Raw genomic sequence first — 17,460 nt, forward strand, 5'->3', positions numbered from 1 at the left:
AAATGGACGGATTTCAACGCCGCAGGGAGCAAAAAAAACTGAATATACTAGAGGCTGCCTTAGCTTTATTCATGGAGTATGGTGTCCAAAAGATTTCTATTGGGGAAATAGCCAAAAAAGCAAATGTATCTCAAGTAACGATATATAATTACTTCGAAAGTAAACATAACTTGATTCATGAGGTTTTTATTCATTATACAAATAAGGCCTTGAATGAATTTGAACAAATACTTGCCAGCAACATTGCTTTCCCTGAAAAAATAAAGCGGCTCATGTTCACGAAGAACGAAACTGCGAAACACATTCATGAAGATTTTTATCAATATTTAATGAGGGAATATACTTCCGGGGTCAATTATATGGAGAAAATATATACAGAAAAGGCCCTGCCACGCTTTATTGATCTGTTTAACCAAGGGAAGGAACAAGGGTATGTTGATCCAAATTTATCAAATGAAGCGATTTTATTTTATATAAAAGCGTTGAATGAATATATCCAACGGGAAGAGGTTTATCGAAGCATCCTGCCTTTGACTGAAGATATTATGAAGATTTTGTTTTATGGGATAGTGGGGAAAAACGAGAAATGAACCATAACAGCGGAATTAAAAAAAAACGGTGTGAATCGATAACTCCAATTCACACCACCTTTTTAAGTCAATGTTAACAGTTTGGCTGAAGTATAATTATACTTCTCGATTGATAAATCAAAAACGGCTCCCGCTTTTAAAAAGACCGTACTTTCCACTATTAAGGTCGGATCTCCTGGCTGCAAGTCCAAAAGCTTGGCATCATCATCATTTAGTTTTTCACACGAAATGATTTTATCTGCAAACCCGATATTCAACTTCAAATCCTCGACAATATATTCATAAATGGAACCATTTGCGATTTCTTTATTTATGATGGGGATGATGTCTTTATTGAAAAAGGACTCTTCTATTACAATGGGTTCACCATTTAAGTATCTAACCCGTTTGAGGTTATAGATTTTGGTGTTCACCTGGCATTTCATTTGTTTGGCCAATTTTTCATCAGCTTCTATTAATTCTAACTTCAATACTTTACTTTTCATTTCATCATTCGGAAACACTTTGGTTAAGCCATTCATATCCCTCATCGAAATGCAGCCCGGTCTGGTAAATTCCCTTAGGAATATGCCGCTTCCTTGCACTTGATAAATATAACCCTGCTCAACCAATATATTGATCGCTTTTCTAATGGTATTCCTGCTGACATCGAACCTCTTCATCAACTCTTCTTCAGTAGGCAACTTCGTATTTAATGTATATTTTCCTTCTACTATTTCTTTCTCCATTTGTTCTACGACCATTCTATACTTTACACCCATATTTCCATTTACCTTCCTCTATACATAATGATTAGAACAATACTCTAGACTGAATGATAGGTTTTCTTTACAATAGTTTATTTTATTACGATTGTAAAGAAACCTCTGTTTCTTTCAGACTATAGACAAGTTAGGAGAAAAGCCAGTTTTCATTTAACGTTTCAGTGATTTCAGAAATTCGCTACCTTTCCGCCGACTGTCTGCCAAGCCGCATCAAAGCGAGCCATGTGTGGTCCCGGTAGCCAGTTATTCGGCAGGAGTGTCGCGTATTTCTTCAATCCAATCAGGATTACAGGAAAAAAACATCAAGGATAATCTAGTCTTGTTTTTAGACAAATTCGAAGAATCGCGTTTGCCTGCAGTTTTTTTCAAGAAAACATTCCAGGATGATTTCAGAAATCCGCTCCCTTTCCGCCGACTGTCTGCCAAGCCTCCTCGGCGCGAACGCCTGTGGGGTCTCGGCTAGCCAGTTATTCGGCAGGAGTGTCGCATATTTCTTCCATCCAATCAGGATTACAGGAAAAAAACATCAAGGATAATCTAGTCTAAAACTTGGTTTGGAATAGACCAGCCTGCAGTTTTTATTAAACGTCTCAGTTGATTGGAACGTAAGGTACGAGACTCCTGCGGGAAAAGCGTGGCCAAGGGAGACCCCGCAGGCGACGCCGAGGAGGCTCCCGGACCGCCCGCGGAAAGCGAGTACCTGGAGTGGAAATCAACGATCAGATTCACTAAACCTCAAAAACATTCCAATTGATTTCCAGAAACCCGCCCCCTTTCCGCCTACTGTCTCCCCTAAAAAAAAGAGACATCCTATCGATTAACGATAGGACGTCTCCAAATCTATTGAATATCACTTTGCAGTTGCCCAGACATGCAGTTATTTTATAAATCCTTCATCCTCTTTAATGTGTAAACAAAGTATTCCCAGTTGTTCATGGTCGAAGGGATGCTTAAGTGTTCTTCAGGTGTATGTACGGAAAACATATCCGGTCCGATCGAAACAGTATCCAACCCTGGTATCTTATCGATGAATACCCCACATTCGATCCCTGCATGCACAGCGATGATTTCAATATTTTCATGATATTTTTCTTTGTAGGTCTCTTCAAATAATTTCTTGAGTTTCGAATCAGGATTATAGGGCCACTCTGGATAATCCGCGTCAACCAATAGCTCGCACCCAAGCAAGCCGGCAATCGCCTTCGCTTGCGTGACCATATGATATTTGATGCTTTTGACCGAACTCCTGATTTCACTTTCGAATACCATTTCCGCTTCATTTGTTGTAACGACCCCTAGATTCGTCGAACTTTCCACTAATCCTTCTATTCCCATGCTCATTCCTTGAACGCCATGCGGGATTACCAGTAAGGAGGTAATGGCCTTTGTCACTGTCTCTTTGGAAAAAACGTTTGAAGAAACCGTTTCGATCTTTTCAAACTTGATCGATACCTCAGGGTCGGAAGATTGCAGTTCATTTTTAAACGTATTTTCCCATTGCTGGAGCCTCTCCGTTATCTTTTGAACATCTTCTGCATGAATCAGTACTGTTGCCTCTGCTTCACGAGGAATTGCATTCCCTTTCAGGCCCCCGTTCATTTGCTGTATGCAGCAAGGGAAGTCTGTCGTTAATTCATGTAATACTCTGCCCAAAAGTTTATTGGAGTTCCCTCTTTCCTTATGGATGGACATACCGGAATGTCCGCCCTTCAACCCTTTAATCCTGATATTATAAGATACAGCATCACTACTAGAAGCCGATTCCCATACGATTGGCAAGATCTGCCGAACGCGTATTCCTCCTGCAGAGCTGACCAGCAGCTTTCCATCTTCCTCCGAATCGATATTGATCATCATTTTCCCCTTGAAGTGAGCTGGATCCACGGCAAGTGCACCGTTCATTGTCGTTTCTTCTTCAGTCGTTATGACTACTTCCAGAGAGGGGTGCGGAATATCATTTGCGTCCAATAATGCCAATGCATACGCAACAGCAATTCCATTATCCGCCCCCAGTGTTGTATCCGTCGCATACAACATGTCTCCCACAATCCTTAATTGAAGCGGATCTTTCTCGAAATCATGAAGCGTACCCTTGTTCTTTTCGCAAACCATATCCATATGCCCCTGGATAATGACGGCAGGTGCATTTTCAAATCCAATTGTGGCAGGCTTTTTGATGATGACATTCAGTGCTTCATCCTGGATCACCTCCAGGTTCCTATCCTTGGCGAAGTGAACCAGATAGTCACTGATCGCTTTTTCATTAGACGATCCTCTCGGGATTTTGGAAATTGCTGCAAAATAATGAAACACTGGATGGCTCGATAATTCTTCTAACGTGCTATACATGAAAAAAACATCCTTTCATTTAAAAATATTTGGACTGCCTCTCATCCCTTTACTTTACCAGACCGAAACACTGCCACCCTCGAGAACAATGGATACAGAACGTACCCCAGATAAACACCCATCATATTCAGGATAAGGTCATCGACATCCAAACTTCCGCGCCGAAAAACAAACTGACAGATTTCGATCCCCGAAATCGATAGTAATGGATAAAAAAATTTCCTTTTAGCGGAGGGCTCTTTCCCTTCCCTGGATAACAAATACAGCCCGAATGGAATGAACAGCCCCACATTGGCGCTAAGGTTATAAAATGACACAAGCCCGTTCATATCGTTCGATAAATATGAAAGAATCGTACTAAAAGGAATCAAATTATACGAATATACCTGCCCTTCCGGTCGAAAGAACAGCAAAACCAATAATGATAAACTGTAGCCAAACCATACTGCCTGCCACAAAAGACGAGGAATTCGGACCGTTTCACCTCGAAGTAAAAGAGCTGCAAACGAAACGAAAAAAAGAATACAAAACCAGACAACGATGATTACCAAAGGATTCAAATATAACCGGAGCTGAAGGAAAAAAGGCAAACCGCACAAAAACAATGCTTGCGACAGCAAAAGGGAAAGCATGACCGTTTTTGGAGACATATAACTCCCCCTTCTATTTCTTACCAGATCATTGCATATGCTTATATCCTAGGACAACTTTAGGAACCCGTCAATAAGCTCCAGTAACCTGTCGGGAGAAAACCAGCGAGTCGGCCTTCTTCCGGTAAAACAAAAAAGCAGGCTCCCCATGTTCCGGGAATCCTGCTTTTTTGTTTTATGATCCATTCATAGGGCACGGTACCTTTTTAAACTAATAATATTAATCGTGATAAAAACGGCCGCAAATGCAAGGAGAATGAGGAGATCCAGTAATACCTCATTGAATGTGAACCCTTTGTACATAATGCCGTTCATCGCATCCGAGGCGTAATAGAGAGGCATGATCTTGCCGATTTTTTGCAGCCATTCTGACATGCCATCCAATGGGAAAATCCCTGTAAAGAAGACTTGCGGCACGATGACCAGCGGAATGAATTGCACCATTTGGAATTCAGATGTCGCGAAACTCGATAGTAATGTACCAAGCGATAATGCAACGAGCGCCACCAGTATATTCGTCAGTAAAACAAGCCAAATGGAGCCAACAAGGACGATATCCAATACATTGACAGCATATAGGACGACAATTATGGTTTGAAAGAGAGCAAATAAGCCATATCCGATCACATAGCCCGCTACGATTTCGTATCTTTTAATCGGGGTGGCAAGCAGCCGTTCCAATGTACCACTTGTACGCTCTTTCAAAAGCGCGATCCCCGCTATTAAAAATACAAAGAAGAAAACGAAAAAGCTGACGAGCATCGGACTGAAAGTATCAAAACTCTTTGTGTCGGCATCCCCGTATACATATTGCTCCTCCATTGAAGGAGTGTTTTTTCCATTCCCTTGCAAAGCATGCATCATTTGCATTTGAACGGCCTTTGCACGTGATGGTTCGTCGTTCAATAGTGTCAGGTTTTTTTTGCCATTTTCAACATGCAGCCAGCCATCCGAATCAGTCTCAATCATTTTTTCCTGTGAGAATTCCTCAGCAGCCGTTACTTGAAAATCCGCTTGTTTCAATGCGTTGACCATGGTCTCATCACTGCCTGTCACAACGAGTTTCAACTCACTTGCTTCTGTATCGAAAATAAAATACATGAGCGTCAAAATGAGCAATGGAGCCAGGAAAAATAAAGCGAGTGTCCTTCGGTCCCTGCGCAACTGCTGGGTAATTCGTGTAACTAGAGAGGCCATTCTCATTTTAGGCCACCTCCAATCCTTAAAAAAACATCATCAAGCGTATCCGCGGCAAATTGTGTTTTTAAAGCTGCGGGGGTTCCTGCTGCGATGATTTCACCTTCACGCAGCATCGCCAGTTTATCGCATCGTTCCGCTTCATCCATCACATGCGTCGTGATGATGATCGTCTTATGATCTTCATTACTTAAACGCTCAAGTTCCTGCCAAATCGATTGTTTCAGCAAAGGGTCTATTCCCACTGTCGGTTCATCCAAAATGAGAATCGCCGGATTTTGGATGAGTGCAACCGCCAGTGACAGACGGCGTTTCATTCCCCCGGAATAATGCGCAACCCGAACATTCAAATCATTCGTCAACTGTACGATTTCAGCTGCATATTGAATCCGTTCACTTCGTTCCTTTTTCGAAAAATGGTATAGCTTCGCAAAAAATTCGAGATTTTCAGCTCCCGTCAGTTCTGTATATAAAGCATCGGCCTGTGCCATATAGCCGACATCCATTAACAGTGCTTCATTTGGCACTTCATGATCCAGAACCGTGACTTTCCCCGCATCGGGCTTAATCAATCCGACAATCATTTTAATCAAGGTCGTCTTTCCGCATCCGGATGGACCCAGCAAGCCAAAAATTCCGCTTTTTTCAATATTCAGGCTCAATGGCTGAATGACCTTTTTCTGATGAAAACCTTTGGCAATTCCTTCAATGGAAATCGCGTTTTTCAATGTACACACATCCTCCCTCTTTAATTAACACGGTGTTGAGTGTATCATCATTCTAAGGTAGGATTTGGTCTAATACAATCAACACATTTGGAAAAATGTTCAGTGAAGGAGACATTCCATGGCATCGATTCATGAGGATATGGTACAAAAGACGAAGATGCAGATACAACATCATTTCATTGCACTCGTTGAAGCAGAGGGGTTCTCACATGTATCAGTGAAGAAAATTGCAGAGCGCGCCAACATCAATCGGGGCACATTCTATTTGCATTACACAGATAAATATGAATTGATGGATCACTTACAGCAGGAATTGTTAAATGAACTTCAAACTCGCATTACTGCCATATTGCCGAAAGAGGCTTTCATGGCTCTTCATCAACAGCAGCTTTACCCGCCATTCGTAGCGATTTTTCAATTCATCAGTGAACATGCCCACGCTTTGAGGGCCATTCTAGGCGATCAGGGCGATCCTTCTTTTGCCAAAAAAATAAAGCGCGTATTCGGTGAAGTACTGTTGGAGCGTTTGATCAGCCAGCATCCAGCAGCTGAAAATGAAGCGTTCCGCATGTATATGCACGCCTTCCTGACATCGGCGATTTTAGGGGTGATACAGGAGTGGCTGGAGAATTGTGAAGAGCAAACGGCGGAAGAAATGGCGAAAATCCATTTCCAAATCTTGAACTTCATCAGCCAATTGCGCACATTCTTACAATGAACCGGATTACTCTTGGCCTCGGCTCCTATATTACCCACGGATTTCCATAGCAAAAAAACTCATTTTAAATAAATGAGTTTAAAAGCAAAACAAGATATGGATTTTTCGCTCAGCGTTCCCGGATAGAACACAGGGATTTCATAATTGAATACCGCTAATGATGTAGGGAATTTAGTTGATTTACCTTAGGGAAAACAATTTTAAAAACGGATTCTTTTTCTTATCCGTTATCCTTAACTCATCCATGATGATTTGATCCTCATGATCGGCTATCCATTTCCTTAGTGCATCTTTATCCTGGCATTGTGTTAAATATGTCTGGCCACCCTTGCCTGTAGCATTAATAACATATCTGTTGAACGTTTTCTCCATAATTGCCCGCCTTTTTAGTAAAATGTCTTGAATCTTTAAATACGAATGCAATGCTTTTTCCTTTATCATTTACAAAAGAAATATAATATATATATTACAATTTTTGATTGGCAATAGCGTGTTCTGCTTGAAAGTATTGAATAAAGTACATCGGTGCCGGCTATCATAATCGTTTAATCGAACCTATCATAATGTGCTAACTAATATTTGTCAATACGTTTTTAAAATGTAAATGAAACGTAAATTTTCAGTCTTGTTAAAGACATATTTTTTTACGATTTAGGGGTTTACAACTGCTAAATGATGGGAGTAGAATACGTTTATCAATTTAATGCATTTCGGCCTAAACTCAAGGGAATTGAGTACGGAGGACCCAATCAATTGGGGTTAATTCTGCATTGCAGAAGGGATGAGATCAGCTCTTTCGCCATCCTACCCGTCAGCTAACTTCGTCGGCTAAAGCGAAGGAGGTCTTAAGACCGCCTATTTCGGGAGTTTTTTTGCACGCTTTTTGTGGCAAAATAACTGTTCGTTGTTTTCGCTGGTCTTTTTATTATGCCTTTAAAAAGATTCTGAAAGCAGATTGATGATTAAAATACAGTACAGTTTCACACAATTATTTTATAGGTAGGGATGATCATTTGAGAATGACAAAAAATTTATTGGATCCGCCAAAAATACTTGTACTAGGCTTTGCCATCCTGATACTTATTGGGGCCTATTTATTAACCCTGCCGATTTCCACTGAAAATGGCAATGGTCTTTCTTTTCTGGATGCTTTATTCACCTCGACTTCCGCTACATGTGTAACTGGACTGGTCGTAGTGGATACAGGAACGACCTTTACCACTTTTGGTGAGTTGGTCATCTTAACACTGATTCAGGTAGGCGGTTTAGGGTTCATGTCATTTGCGACATTTTTCTTTTTCCTTTTAGGCAAAAAGATTTCTTTAAAAGGCAGGTTACTCTTGCAGGAATCCTTAAATAATCTATCCATGGCAGGTGTAGTCAGGTTAGTGAAACGGCTTTTAATTTTCACGGCCATCATTGAAGGCATGGGTGCCCTTATTCTATCGATTCGCTTTTCTTTTGACATGCCGATCGGCAAAGCAATCTATTACGGGGTTTTTCATTCCATATCGAATTTCAATAATGCGGGCTTTGATTTAATGGGGGAATTCAAGAGTTTGACCCCTTATGTATCGGACCCTTTCGTAACCCTTACGGTCGTCTTCCTCATCACGTTTGGCGGAATAGGTTTTATCGTGATGAATGAACTATACGAATACCGTGATACCCATCGTTTATCCATACATACGAAGGTTGTTCTGACGACTAGCTTGGCACTTACGATTGCCGGCGCAATTTTAATCTTTTTATTCGAGTTCGGCAATGCCAAGACATTACAGCCTTTATCTTTCATGGGTAAAATGCTGTCATCATTATTTCAATCGGTATCACCAAGGACGGCAGGCTCCAATACGCTGAATATCCCTGATTTAACTCAGCCTACATTACTGCTCATCATTTTCTTGATGTTCGTCGGAGCTTCACCCGGATCGACTGGCGGCGGGATTAAAACGACTACATTGGCAACGCTTGTCGGAACAGTTTGGTCACAGATTAAAGGAAAGGGTGATGTGGTATTATTCCGGCACCGCATCGTGAGTGAAACGATCTATAAAGCATTGTCCGTTACATTCATTGGCGTATTCATGGTTTCATTCATCTCCATCCTGCTGACCATCACTGAAAGCGGAACTGACTTCTTGATGATTTTATTTGAAGCCACTTCAGCATTCGCCACCGTGGGACTCTCAATGGGTTTGACCCCCGAATTATCACCGGTTGGCCGGATGCTCATCATTTTCACGATGTTTGCTGGCCGTGTGGGTCCTTTGACTTTGGCCTTTGCCATCGCCATGAGGCGCAAACCAGATCCGTTCCGACGTCCAAAAGGGAAAATCATGATTGGTTAAACATAAATGAAGGAGTGTAAAAGATGGGAAAACGACAATATGCCGTGATCGGTCTAGGCAGATTCGGGACCAGTGTGGCCCATAGATTATATACGGCCGGCCAAGAAGTATTGGGTATTGATGTCAACGAGGAAAGAGTCGAGAATGCGGAACTGAGCGTTACCCATGCGATCATGGCGGATACGACTGAAGAAGAGGCATTGAAATCAATCGGAATCCGTAATTTCGATTGTGTCATCGTAGCCATCGGAAATGACATGCAATCGAGCATTTTAACTACCTTGCTTTTAAAAGAACTTGGAGTCGATAAGGTCATTGCCAAAGCACTTAATAAAAATCACGGTCAGGTGCTCACTAAAGTCGGGGCCGACTGGGTCATCTATCCTGAGAGGGATATGGGGGAGCGGGTCGCGAATCAACTCCTGTCCCCTAACATGCTGAACTATATAGAACTCTCTAAAGAATACAATATCGAGGAAATTATCCTCCCCATGAGCATGAAGGGAAAAAGCCTCAGAGAGCTTGATCTACGGGCAAGATATAATATCAGCGTCATTGCCATCGTGAGTAATGGAGAAATCATCATAGCACCCTCACCGGATCAGGATATCCATGAAAATGATATACTTTTAGTGGTTGGCAATAAAGAAGATCTAGCCGTCTTTGCCAATATTGAATAATCCTACAGGTTCAGGCTCTTGCTTTATGAGGCCGGTACCCATTTTGTATGCAGCATCACTTATACATGCGAGAAGACCGCCATATGGAGGTCTTCTCGATGAAGTTTATAACGAGCATCCCATGCCCTGGATATGTATGTATTATTTTATCGTACTGATTGCTTGGGCAAGAGTGGACTTTATCGTCACTTTATCAAAAGGAAGTTGAAGCTTAACGGCAGTCATGGCTATTTCCGGCCGAAGTCCTGAAAGGATTGTTTGAATACCGATCAAATGTAAGGATTCAATCAATTGCGATAGCTGGTGAGCGGATGCACCATCAATTGCATGAACGCCCGATAGGTCAATGAAAAGCCTTGTGACATTTTTTTCAGCGCATTTTTGCAATGTGTTTTCAAGCAAGGACATGCCCCTCGCCGTGTCAATATCGCCTATCAAGGGAAGCAGCGCCATGTTATCTTTAAGGGAAATGATGGGTGTGCTCAATTCATCGATCGTTGCCTGCTGGGCTTTCATGATTTTATTGGCATATCTATGATTCGCTTCAGTAAACCTCTCCATCACTTCACTGAACACCTTAACCACTATCCGGTACCAGGAATTTATTTCACGCTGCGTATATTGATCTCCATGCAATTCCGCGAACTGGTCAATATAATCAAGGTATTGATCTTGCGTTCGAAAAAACTCCCTCAATATAAAATAGATAGGTGTATTTAAATGCTGCTCATCCTGACCGATATCTTCAATCCAATCACAAAGCCCATTAAAGAATTCCCTCTCCTCTGTCACGAAGATCTGAAAGAAACGTAAATGGAATTCATGATTTTGCTGCTTGAGCTTTTTAATCACTTTGGGATCGGATGAGCTATAGACACCCGCCTTATCGCTTTTATTCAATGTTGCGTACCAATCCTCAGTCAATTGTGCTGCCACACCCAATAAAAAGGAATATAATTCTTTATTTCTATGCATAAACTCCTCCTATTTAGTTTTTTATAAAGAGCAGTCGGTAACCCCAACGCTGAGATCAGCATTGGCAGGTTATTGAAATATCATCGATTTAAGCAACGGAGATAACTTCTTCCATACTTAGGATCTTTTGCCCCGATGCCCACGGTTCCTTCTTTCCATATACCTTCCCAGCTGTTTTTGAAACCATGCAACCACTGTTTTTCAAAAAAAAATCAGCAAGAACCTACATCTAATATTCTCGTAAATCTTCGTTCGTCCATTATTATAGTTTACCAGTTCTATATCCCATTAACAAATCCTCCCTTTTCTTCATAACAAAAAAGGACCTGCTCCCAGATCCCTTGTTTAAAACCATTGCATCACCAATTTGCCTATCTTATGAGAATTATCTTTTCATAAATAAGGCCGTCCATAAACCTTGCACCCCAAACGTTTCATCCGATTTTTCCATTTTCCTCATTTTACGTATTTCCACCACTTCAAATTCCTTGAAGATCATTCTGAGTTTTTCTTCTGTAAAACCTAATCCGCCTTTAAGGCTCCTTTGCCTATATACTTCCCAATCTGAAAGATCTGCACCACCCAATATGCCGCCTTCGACAAAACAAGTAATCGAATACAAGCCCTTAGGCCTTAGCGCCTTTTTCACCATCTCCAAATAATTGATCCTTCGATGTGGAGCAATATGGTGAAAACAACCTGAATCATACACGAAGTCATATTGCCCTTTCTCCATATCCAAATCAAATATATTCCTTTGAATGAAGTTCACGTGCACTTTCTTTTCTGCCGCTCGTTCTTTTCCCCAGTCCAGTGCTGCCTTCGAGAGATCCACCGCATCAACGGAACATCCCCTTTGAGCAAGGTAAATGGCATTTCTCCCTGGTCCGCACCCAAGCTCAAGAACCCTTCCTGGCCCAATTAACCCGCCATCAAAATATGTAACCAAATTCTCATCAGGGAAATTTTCGAAAAAGGGGACCCCCTTTTCACGGTCTTCATAAAAATCATTCCAGAATGCAGTTGGTTCACGCAATAACGAGTCCAGCATATTCAATAGATCTTCATAGGTTGTAATCGTCTCCGACACTACCATCACCTCTTCCCATTGTATCCCACTATACAATCAATATGGTCCCTCATCCACCTTCTATCAAATCCGTTTACTGATGATTATCTTCCTATACATCCCATTCAGCATGATCGGTCGATCTTCTTCAATTTTCATATTCTTATCATGTCTACTGAACAAGTCTTCAAACCGCAAGCCAATATCCGTTCCTAAAAATCTAATGATGGGCCGCAGAAGCTTTTTGGGTAGTGAAGGCACTTCATCTTTAGAAATAAACTTATCGAATAGCATGATGTTCCCCTCGCCTTTTAAAACCCTGATCATCTCCCGAAGGCATTCATTGGCATCAGGTACGACGGAAAGAATCAAACTTCCCACTATATAGTCAAACGATTCATTATCGAATTCCATATGCTGTGCATCCATCTCAATGAAATGTATCGATGTATTTTCATATTTCTCCATCGCCTTTTTTAGCATATCGGCTGACAGGTCTATCGCCGTTATCTCCAGGTCAAGGTTCATGATCAACTCCAAATCGGCCCCTGTACCTACGCCCACAAACAGAACCTTTGCATGATCATGAAAATGCATCTCTTCAAATATTCTTTTCCTGGCATCTAAAAAGTGATGTGAATTGAAGATTTTGTCATAAACCGGCGACCAAACCTTATAAATCACTTTATTCCACGAATTATTCAACACCTCAACCCCCTTACTTACCTTTTCTATAAAGCATTAAAAATCCCTTTCAAGCGGATATTATATCTGGCTAAATAATCGATTAATCCCCTGCGGCACACATGCAGACAATATAGCTGCGCAATTCATTTTAAACACATTACCTTGACTGTCATAGTACTTTAATATAAGATATACCAAAGGAGGTGAGGATTTGGTTCAACGACAACTATCCTCTGACTTGCTTCGCGGACATGTAGATACGATGATTCTAAAACTCCTGCAAAGTGGCGATAAATATGGTTATGAAATCAGCAAACTGATATATACGGATTCGGATGAGCAATATGAAATCAAGGAAGCGACGATGTATTCCAGCTTAAAACGACTGGAAAAGGACGGATGCATCATCTCTTATTGGGGAGATGCCACACAAGGCGGGAGAAGGAAATATTACAAGATCACCCCGATCGGGGAAGACACATATATCCAAAATAAAAATGACTGGGAGCTGGCCAAGCGAATACTTGAGCGCCTCTTGTAAGAAAGGAAGATGAAATGTGATTGAAAAACTGAATGCACATGTTCATAACATTTTTGCCCCGTACAAAAATGCAAAAACAGCAAAGGAATTGGAAGAAGAACTGCTGCAAAACTTACTGGAAAAATACAACGACCATAGAATGAATGGTTCCAGTGAGCAGGAAGCGTATAAGCTGACTGTGGATTCGATTGGGGAAGTATCAGAGCTCATGGAATCACTCAATCTGCAATACAATGTGCTTGAGCAGGCGATAAGCATGGACTATTCCCGGCAACGCTTATTGGATTCCGACTTCCGCTCGGTTTCGGTGCATGATGGGAAATTCAATTCCTGCGATTTAAGCCGTTCTGATTTCAGCCATTCCGACCTGACGAACAGCACATTTAAAAGCACTAACTTAAATAATTGCATCTTTGAAAACGCCAATTTAACCAGTACCTTATTTAAAAGTGCGAATTTAAAAGGAGTAACTTTCAAGAATTGCCTATATAATAAAACCCCCATTTTAAAGGCTGTAATTTATCAGGTCTTATTTTTGATAAGGAAACATTCAAACAAACCATTTTCGAGGGATCTTCATTGAAAAAGGCATCATTTCGCGATGCCACACTCATCAATGTTCAATTTCGGATGTCCGATTTAAAGAAAATCGAATTTACTGGGGCTTCGATGGATAAACTTACTTACAACTTTTTACATGGAGCCAAGGTTGATCTTAGCGGCGTGACCATCATCTAAAGGCGGGTTTGACTTTCGACAGCGATTGTAAGTATCCAACACAATCATTGGCGTGACCTATTTCTGACAATAAAAACCCTGTGCTAAGACATGGAACGTCTTAGCACAGGGTTTTTATATGCTGCCCCTCCTCCTCTGCATGAACCTTTAGACCTCCACTTCAAATTCTTTAACGTAGACAGCATTCCCGGTGATTTCAATATCGTATGTGTCATGGATCTTGGTAGCAGTGACGTGAACTTTCCCATCCTTCCCGATTTCATGCCCCTGTTCGATTAACAGGTGCACCTCTTCTTCGAGATCATCCTTTATGTATTTTGCATAATAAGCCCCCATTACACCTGAAGCCGTTCCCGTGACAGGGTCTTCAAGCGTCCCTGAAAACGGAGAGGAAAAATGCCGCGCATGCATATGGGCATCACGATCATACGTATCCAGGCAAAAGGGATGAACAGAAGCTCTTGGCATTTCCTTTAATAATTGCGGAAACAGTTTATTGTTCGCCTTCATCCTTTTGAATGAATCGCGTTCTTTTACCGGAACCAGTAAAGTCCATAATCCTGTACTTCCATATACAATAGGTAATTCATTTTCCAGATCCTCTATATCAAGGCCCAGGGAACTGGCCAAGCCATCCTTATCCCCGCTAAACGCTTCAAACTGAGGAGCGGCCTGCTTCATCGTAATGTATACCTCTTGATCCGCGGTCGTATGGATCTTGATTGGCAATATTCCCGCTCCTGTTTCAATCATCAGCTCATCTTTATCCAATAATCCCCTGGTCCTTAGTGCATGGATGGTAGCCATTGTCGCGTGACCGCAAAGATTCATTTCATGTCCTGGTGTGAAATAACGGATTCTAAGATCCGCAATATCGGACTCCATGGGAAAAGAGGTCTCATTGAACCCTACCTTCAGCGCTATATCCTGCATTTCCTTTTCCGTCAGTCCACCGGCATCTAAAACGACACCTGCCGGATTTCCTTTATTCGGTATACTACTGAACGCATCGTAATGAAAAACCCTTACCATTTTCAAATCTAACATCTCCTATTAAATGAATGGCGCTTCTCTTGAATAGTAATTCTATATCTCCATCAAAATCCCTTTTTCGTCCTATGCTCAGTGAAAAGACCATTGATTTTATTTTCTGACTATTGTAAAATTACTCAAATTCATCTAATCATAAAATTCCATGAAGGGAAGAAGTACGTTATCGTTTCTGTTCCAAAGAGAGCTGGTGCTTTGCTGAAAGCCAGTGTCCAGAATATAACCGAAAATCATCCCCGAGAAGTAAAGCCGAACCTTCAGTAAGCTTTACCGGTCCCCCCGTTATATGGGACAACATATTATTGTGCGTTTGTAAGCATTTTTTAACAAGAGTGGTACTGCGAGTTCAAATCTCGTCTCTTAATGAGACGGGATTTTTAGTTTTGATCATACTCTATGAAAATAACGGGAAAGCAGGTGCAGGAATCATGCAGACACTATTATTCGTAACAGATTTATACTATGAAGCTAAAGGGAGAAATTATTATGAGGAGGATTTGTTCCTTACCTCGGAGCTTAGAGAAGATTTTCAGCTAGTACTTTGCCATCCTGAAGACATTGAAACGTTTGAAAAGGATTTTGACCTGATCGTATTCCGAAATGCAGGACCAGTAGCGAATTTTAAAGATAAGTATCTAGCTTTCCGTAACAGAGTGGCTTCCGGTTATTTGAAAACGTACAATTCATTTGTTGGAAGAGCTGATATGAACGGAAAGGAATACTTAATTGAACTGACGAATGCTCAATTCCCTGTCATTCCGACCATCGATACACTTGAATCCTTAAATAAACTGCCTGATGTGGAAACATATATAGTCAAACCGAAGGATGGCGCGGATTCCATCGGTTTGGAATTTGCCAAGAAAGAAGAACTGGGAGATAAAATGGATTCAGAATCAAAGAACACATTGGTGCAGCCATTTATCGACTTTGAGTATGAAGTCTCTTTTTATTTTATCGATACGGAATTTCAGTATGCCCTTTATGCGCCTGACAAAAAGAAAAGATGGGAATTAAAAGAATATGTACCTACTGAAGCAGACCTGGCCTTTGCTAAACGATTTATTGAATGGAACAATCTTGATTGGGGAATCCAACGCGTTGATGCCTGCCGGAATGAACAAGGTGAACTTTTATTAGTGGAACTGGAAGATTTAAACCCCTATCTTTCCCTGTTGGAATTAACCGATGAAACACGTCAGAATTTTGTAAAAGCCTTGAAAAAATCCTTACAAAAAGCACTGGAAGCTTAGAATGAAGTTTGAAGTTCAATAACTGACTATTTAACCTTTTTTCAATTAAAAAAACTGCAGGCAAACTCGATTTTCTTCGAGCTTGCCTGCTGTCTGAAACGACTTTTAATCTATCCGGACCTTTATTTCAATTGAGATTCATGCCATTTCCACGCACTTTCAATGATTTCTTCCAAATCTATCGATGCTTTCCATCCAAGTTCTTCATATATCTTATTAGCGGAAGCAACAAGACGGGCCGGATCTCCAGGGCGACGGTCTGCATACTCGATGGTCGGTTTCACACCCGTGACTTTTTCACAAGTGTCGATTACATCCTTAACCGAAAATCCTTTTCCATTCCCAAGATTGTAGGTGGCCGTTTCCTTCTTCCCGGATAATAGGGCTTGAAGCGCGATTATATGGGCTTGAGCTAAATCCGTTACATGGATATAATCACGGATGCAAGTGCCGTCTTCTGTGTCATAGTCCGTACCAAACACGGAAATCTTCTCACGTTGACCTAATAAATGCTGTAAAATTATCGGAATCAAGTGTGTTTCCGGGTCATGGCTTTCACCGATTTCTGCCGATGCATGTGCTCCAGCCGCATTAAAGTAACGCAAGACGACATAATGAAGTCCATATGCTTTTGCGAAGTCTCCTAATATCTGCTCTACCATCAATTTCGATCGGCCATATGGATTAATCGGATTGGTTGGCTGATCCTCATCAATCATGTCAACATTCGGTATCCCGTAAGTAGCTGCCGTTGATGAAAAAATGAAATTCTTAACATCATGCTTGAGCATGGTATTCAACAATGTAAGAGTTGCACCTACATTATTTTCATAGTATTTATAAGGATCTTGGACAGACTCCCCAACCAAGCTATTTGCAGCAAAGTGCATAACAGCTTTAATCGGATACTTAAGGAATATATCATTCAAGACCGCTTCGTCGCCTAAATTCCCCTCCACCAAGATGGCCTTCGAATCGACCAGCGAACGAAAACCGGTTGAGAGATTATCCAGAATGACGACCTCTTCAGTATTCACTAACTCTTTTACAAGATGACTTCCAATATATCCTGCACCGCCAACGACCAAAATCATATAGAATTTCCCCTTTTTACTTTAAG

19 protein-coding genes, 1 riboswitch and 1 other annotated feature are annotated in these 17,460 nt (G+C 41.2%); of the genes, 8 read left to right on the top strand and 11 right to left on the bottom strand.

Annotated elements, in window-relative coordinates:
- Nucleotides 1-2: 2 nt before the first annotated feature.
- Nucleotides 3-590: a TetR/AcrR family transcriptional regulator gene (locus tag ACQKNS_RS22990; protein ID WP_427645592.1), complete on the top strand. Its 588-nt coding sequence runs from the start codon at nucleotides 3-5 to the stop codon at nucleotides 588-590.
- 62 nt (nucleotides 591-652) lie between these two features.
- Here ACQKNS_RS22990 and ACQKNS_RS22995 read toward each other — a convergent pair whose 3' ends face one another.
- The 5 genes from ACQKNS_RS22995 to ACQKNS_RS23015 form a co-directional block, all read right to left on the bottom strand.
- Entirely contained in the window at nucleotides 653-1,351 is a 699-nt protein-coding gene (locus ACQKNS_RS22995; RefSeq protein ID WP_427645594.1) for a GntR family transcriptional regulator, read from the bottom strand.
- 885 nt (nucleotides 1,352-2,236) lie between these two features.
- Nucleotides 2,237-3,703 carry an aminoacyl-histidine dipeptidase gene (locus ACQKNS_RS23000; protein WP_427645596.1) on the bottom strand — a complete coding sequence of 489 codons (1,467 nt, stop codon included), beginning with the start codon at nucleotides 3,701-3,703 and terminating at the stop codon, nucleotides 2,237-2,239.
- Nucleotides 3,704-3,744: 41 nt separating this feature from the next.
- Nucleotides 3,745-4,353, bottom strand: a complete 609-nt coding sequence (locus ACQKNS_RS23005) for a VanZ family protein (RefSeq protein WP_427645598.1) — start codon at nucleotides 4,351-4,353, stop codon at nucleotides 3,745-3,747.
- Nucleotides 4,354-4,539: 186 nt separating this feature from the next.
- On the bottom strand, nucleotides 4,540-5,556 hold the full coding sequence (locus ACQKNS_RS23010; protein WP_427645600.1) for an ABC transporter permease: 1,017 nt from the start codon (nucleotides 5,554-5,556) through the stop codon (nucleotides 4,540-4,542).
- On the bottom strand, nucleotides 5,553-6,278 hold the full coding sequence (locus ACQKNS_RS23015) for an ABC transporter ATP-binding protein (protein ID WP_427645602.1): 726 nt from the start codon (nucleotides 6,276-6,278) through the stop codon (nucleotides 5,553-5,555). The genes ACQKNS_RS23010 and ACQKNS_RS23015 overlap by 4 nt, the downstream gene beginning before the upstream one ends.
- Nucleotides 6,279-6,396: 118 nt before the next feature.
- Between ACQKNS_RS23015 and ACQKNS_RS23020 the strand changes: the two genes are divergently transcribed.
- The gene (locus tag ACQKNS_RS23020; RefSeq protein WP_427645604.1) at nucleotides 6,397-6,996 is read left to right on the top strand and encodes a TetR/AcrR family transcriptional regulator C-terminal domain-containing protein; all 600 of its coding nucleotides are present in this window, start codon (nucleotides 6,397-6,399) and stop codon (nucleotides 6,994-6,996) included.
- Between the two features lie 180 nt (nucleotides 6,997-7,176).
- Here the strand turns inward: ACQKNS_RS23020 and ACQKNS_RS23025 are convergent, their stop codons facing one another.
- The gene (locus ACQKNS_RS23025) at nucleotides 7,177-7,368 is read right to left on the bottom strand and encodes a hypothetical protein (protein ID WP_076370632.1); all 192 of its coding nucleotides are present in this window, start codon (nucleotides 7,366-7,368) and stop codon (nucleotides 7,177-7,179) included.
- Nucleotides 7,369-7,698: 330 nt separating this feature from the next.
- A riboswitch (cyclic di-AMP (ydaO/yuaA leader) is annotated at nucleotides 7,699-7,841 on the top strand.
- A gap of 174 nt (nucleotides 7,842-8,015) precedes the next feature.
- Between ACQKNS_RS23025 and ACQKNS_RS23030 the strand changes: the two genes are divergently transcribed.
- Nucleotides 8,016-9,347 carry a TrkH family potassium uptake protein gene (locus ACQKNS_RS23030; protein ID WP_427645606.1) on the top strand — a complete coding sequence of 444 codons (1,332 nt, stop codon included), beginning with the start codon at nucleotides 8,016-8,018 and terminating at the stop codon, nucleotides 9,345-9,347.
- A gap of 23 nt (nucleotides 9,348-9,370) precedes the next feature.
- Nucleotides 9,371-10,027 (top strand): potassium channel family protein, encoded by a 657-nt coding sequence (locus ACQKNS_RS23035; RefSeq protein WP_427645608.1) that lies wholly within the window; start codon nucleotides 9,371-9,373, stop codon nucleotides 10,025-10,027.
- Between the two features lie 141 nt (nucleotides 10,028-10,168).
- Here ACQKNS_RS23035 and ACQKNS_RS23040 read toward each other — a convergent pair whose 3' ends face one another.
- The 3 genes from ACQKNS_RS23040 to ACQKNS_RS23050 form a co-directional block, all read right to left on the bottom strand.
- The gene (locus tag ACQKNS_RS23040; protein WP_427645609.1) at nucleotides 10,169-11,002 is read right to left on the bottom strand and encodes an STAS domain-containing protein; all 834 of its coding nucleotides are present in this window, start codon (nucleotides 11,000-11,002) and stop codon (nucleotides 10,169-10,171) included.
- A gap of 385 nt (nucleotides 11,003-11,387) precedes the next feature.
- Nucleotides 11,388-12,092 carry a class I SAM-dependent methyltransferase gene (locus ACQKNS_RS23045; protein ID WP_427645611.1) on the bottom strand — a complete coding sequence of 235 codons (705 nt, stop codon included), beginning with the start codon at nucleotides 12,090-12,092 and terminating at the stop codon, nucleotides 11,388-11,390.
- 63 nt (nucleotides 12,093-12,155) lie between these two features.
- The gene (locus ACQKNS_RS23050) at nucleotides 12,156-12,776 is read right to left on the bottom strand and encodes a class I SAM-dependent methyltransferase (protein ID WP_427645612.1); all 621 of its coding nucleotides are present in this window, start codon (nucleotides 12,774-12,776) and stop codon (nucleotides 12,156-12,158) included.
- Nucleotides 12,777-13,020: 244 nt separating this feature from the next.
- Between ACQKNS_RS23050 and ACQKNS_RS23055 the strand changes: the two genes are divergently transcribed.
- Genes ACQKNS_RS23055 through ACQKNS_RS23065 form a run of 3 tightly spaced genes read left to right on the top strand, consistent with a single transcriptional unit; the run spans nucleotide 13,021 to nucleotide 14,037 of the window.
- Nucleotides 13,021-13,299 (top strand): PadR family transcriptional regulator, encoded by a 279-nt coding sequence (locus ACQKNS_RS23055; protein ID WP_427645729.1) that lies wholly within the window; start codon nucleotides 13,021-13,023, stop codon nucleotides 13,297-13,299.
- Between the two features lie 16 nt (nucleotides 13,300-13,315).
- Nucleotides 13,316-13,882 (top strand): pentapeptide repeat-containing protein, encoded by a 567-nt coding sequence (locus tag ACQKNS_RS23060; protein ID WP_427645614.1) that lies wholly within the window; start codon nucleotides 13,316-13,318, stop codon nucleotides 13,880-13,882.
- Nucleotides 13,831-14,037, top strand: a complete 207-nt coding sequence (locus tag ACQKNS_RS23065) for a pentapeptide repeat-containing protein (protein ID WP_427645730.1) — start codon at nucleotides 13,831-13,833, stop codon at nucleotides 14,035-14,037. Before ACQKNS_RS23060 ends, ACQKNS_RS23065 begins: the two co-directional genes overlap by 52 nt.
- Before the next feature lie 147 nt (nucleotides 14,038-14,184).
- On the opposite strand, the gene ACQKNS_RS23070 is transcribed toward ACQKNS_RS23065, so the two are convergent.
- Entirely contained in the window at nucleotides 14,185-15,075 is an 891-nt protein-coding gene (locus tag ACQKNS_RS23070) for a PhzF family phenazine biosynthesis protein (RefSeq protein WP_427645616.1), read from the bottom strand.
- Between the two features lie 148 nt (nucleotides 15,076-15,223).
- Nucleotides 15,224-15,451 (top strand) — a binding site (T-box leader).
- A gap of 64 nt (nucleotides 15,452-15,515) precedes the next feature.
- Here ACQKNS_RS23070 and ACQKNS_RS23075 point away from each other — a divergent pair.
- Nucleotides 15,516-16,340, top strand: coding sequence for a hypothetical protein (locus ACQKNS_RS23075; RefSeq protein ID WP_427645731.1), 825 nt, complete (start codon nucleotides 15,516-15,518; stop codon nucleotides 16,338-16,340).
- Nucleotides 16,341-16,462: 122 nt separating this feature from the next.
- On the opposite strand, the gene galE is transcribed toward ACQKNS_RS23075, so the two are convergent.
- A complete protein-coding gene (galE, locus tag ACQKNS_RS23080; RefSeq protein ID WP_427645617.1) occupies nucleotides 16,463-17,434 on the bottom strand; it encodes a UDP-glucose 4-epimerase GalE in 972 nt (323 codons plus the stop codon).
- Nucleotides 17,435-17,460 lie beyond the last annotated feature (26 nt).

This window comes from Peribacillus sp. NPDC094092, from assembly GCF_050279365.1.
Lineage (GTDB): Bacteria > Bacillota > Bacilli > Bacillales > DSM-1321 > Peribacillus.

Bases quoted from the DNA above. Each gene is read 5' to 3' on its own strand.
- ACQKNS_RS23055 (WP_427645729.1), top strand. From the start codon at position 13,021: ATGATTCTAAAACTCCTGCAAAGTGGCGATAAATATGGTTATGAAATC.
- ACQKNS_RS23040 (WP_427645609.1), bottom strand. From the start codon at position 11,002: ATGCATAGAAATAAAGAATTATATTCCTTTTTATTGGGTGTGGCAGCA.
- ACQKNS_RS23005 (WP_427645598.1), bottom strand. From the start codon at position 4,353: ATGTCTCCAAAAACGGTCATGCTTTCCCTTTTGCTGTCGCAAGCATTG.
- ACQKNS_RS23025 (WP_076370632.1), bottom strand. From the start codon at position 7,368: ATGGAGAAAACGTTCAACAGATATGTTATTAATGCTACAGGCAAGGGT.
- ACQKNS_RS23030 (WP_427645606.1), top strand. From the start codon at position 8,016: ATGACAAAAAATTTATTGGATCCGCCAAAAATACTTGTACTAGGCTTT.
- ACQKNS_RS22995 (WP_427645594.1), bottom strand. From the start codon at position 1,351: ATGGGTGTAAAGTATAGAATGGTCGTAGAACAAATGGAGAAAGAAATA.
- ACQKNS_RS23000 (WP_427645596.1), bottom strand. From the start codon at position 3,703: ATGTATAGCACGTTAGAAGAATTATCGAGCCATCCAGTGTTTCATTAT.
- ACQKNS_RS23010 (WP_427645600.1), bottom strand. From the start codon at position 5,556: ATGAGAATGGCCTCTCTAGTTACACGAATTACCCAGCAGTTGCGCAGG.
- ACQKNS_RS23035 (WP_427645608.1), top strand. From the start codon at position 9,371: ATGGGAAAACGACAATATGCCGTGATCGGTCTAGGCAGATTCGGGACC.
- galE (WP_427645617.1), bottom strand. From the start codon at position 17,434: ATGATTTTGGTCGTTGGCGGTGCAGGATATATTGGAAGTCATCTTGTA.
- ACQKNS_RS23075 (WP_427645731.1), top strand. From the start codon at position 15,516: ATGCAGACACTATTATTCGTAACAGATTTATACTATGAAGCTAAAGGG.
- ACQKNS_RS22990 (WP_427645592.1), top strand. From the start codon at position 3: ATGGACGGATTTCAACGCCGCAGGGAGCAAAAAAAACTGAATATACTA.
- ACQKNS_RS23020 (WP_427645604.1), top strand. From the start codon at position 6,397: ATGGCATCGATTCATGAGGATATGGTACAAAAGACGAAGATGCAGATA.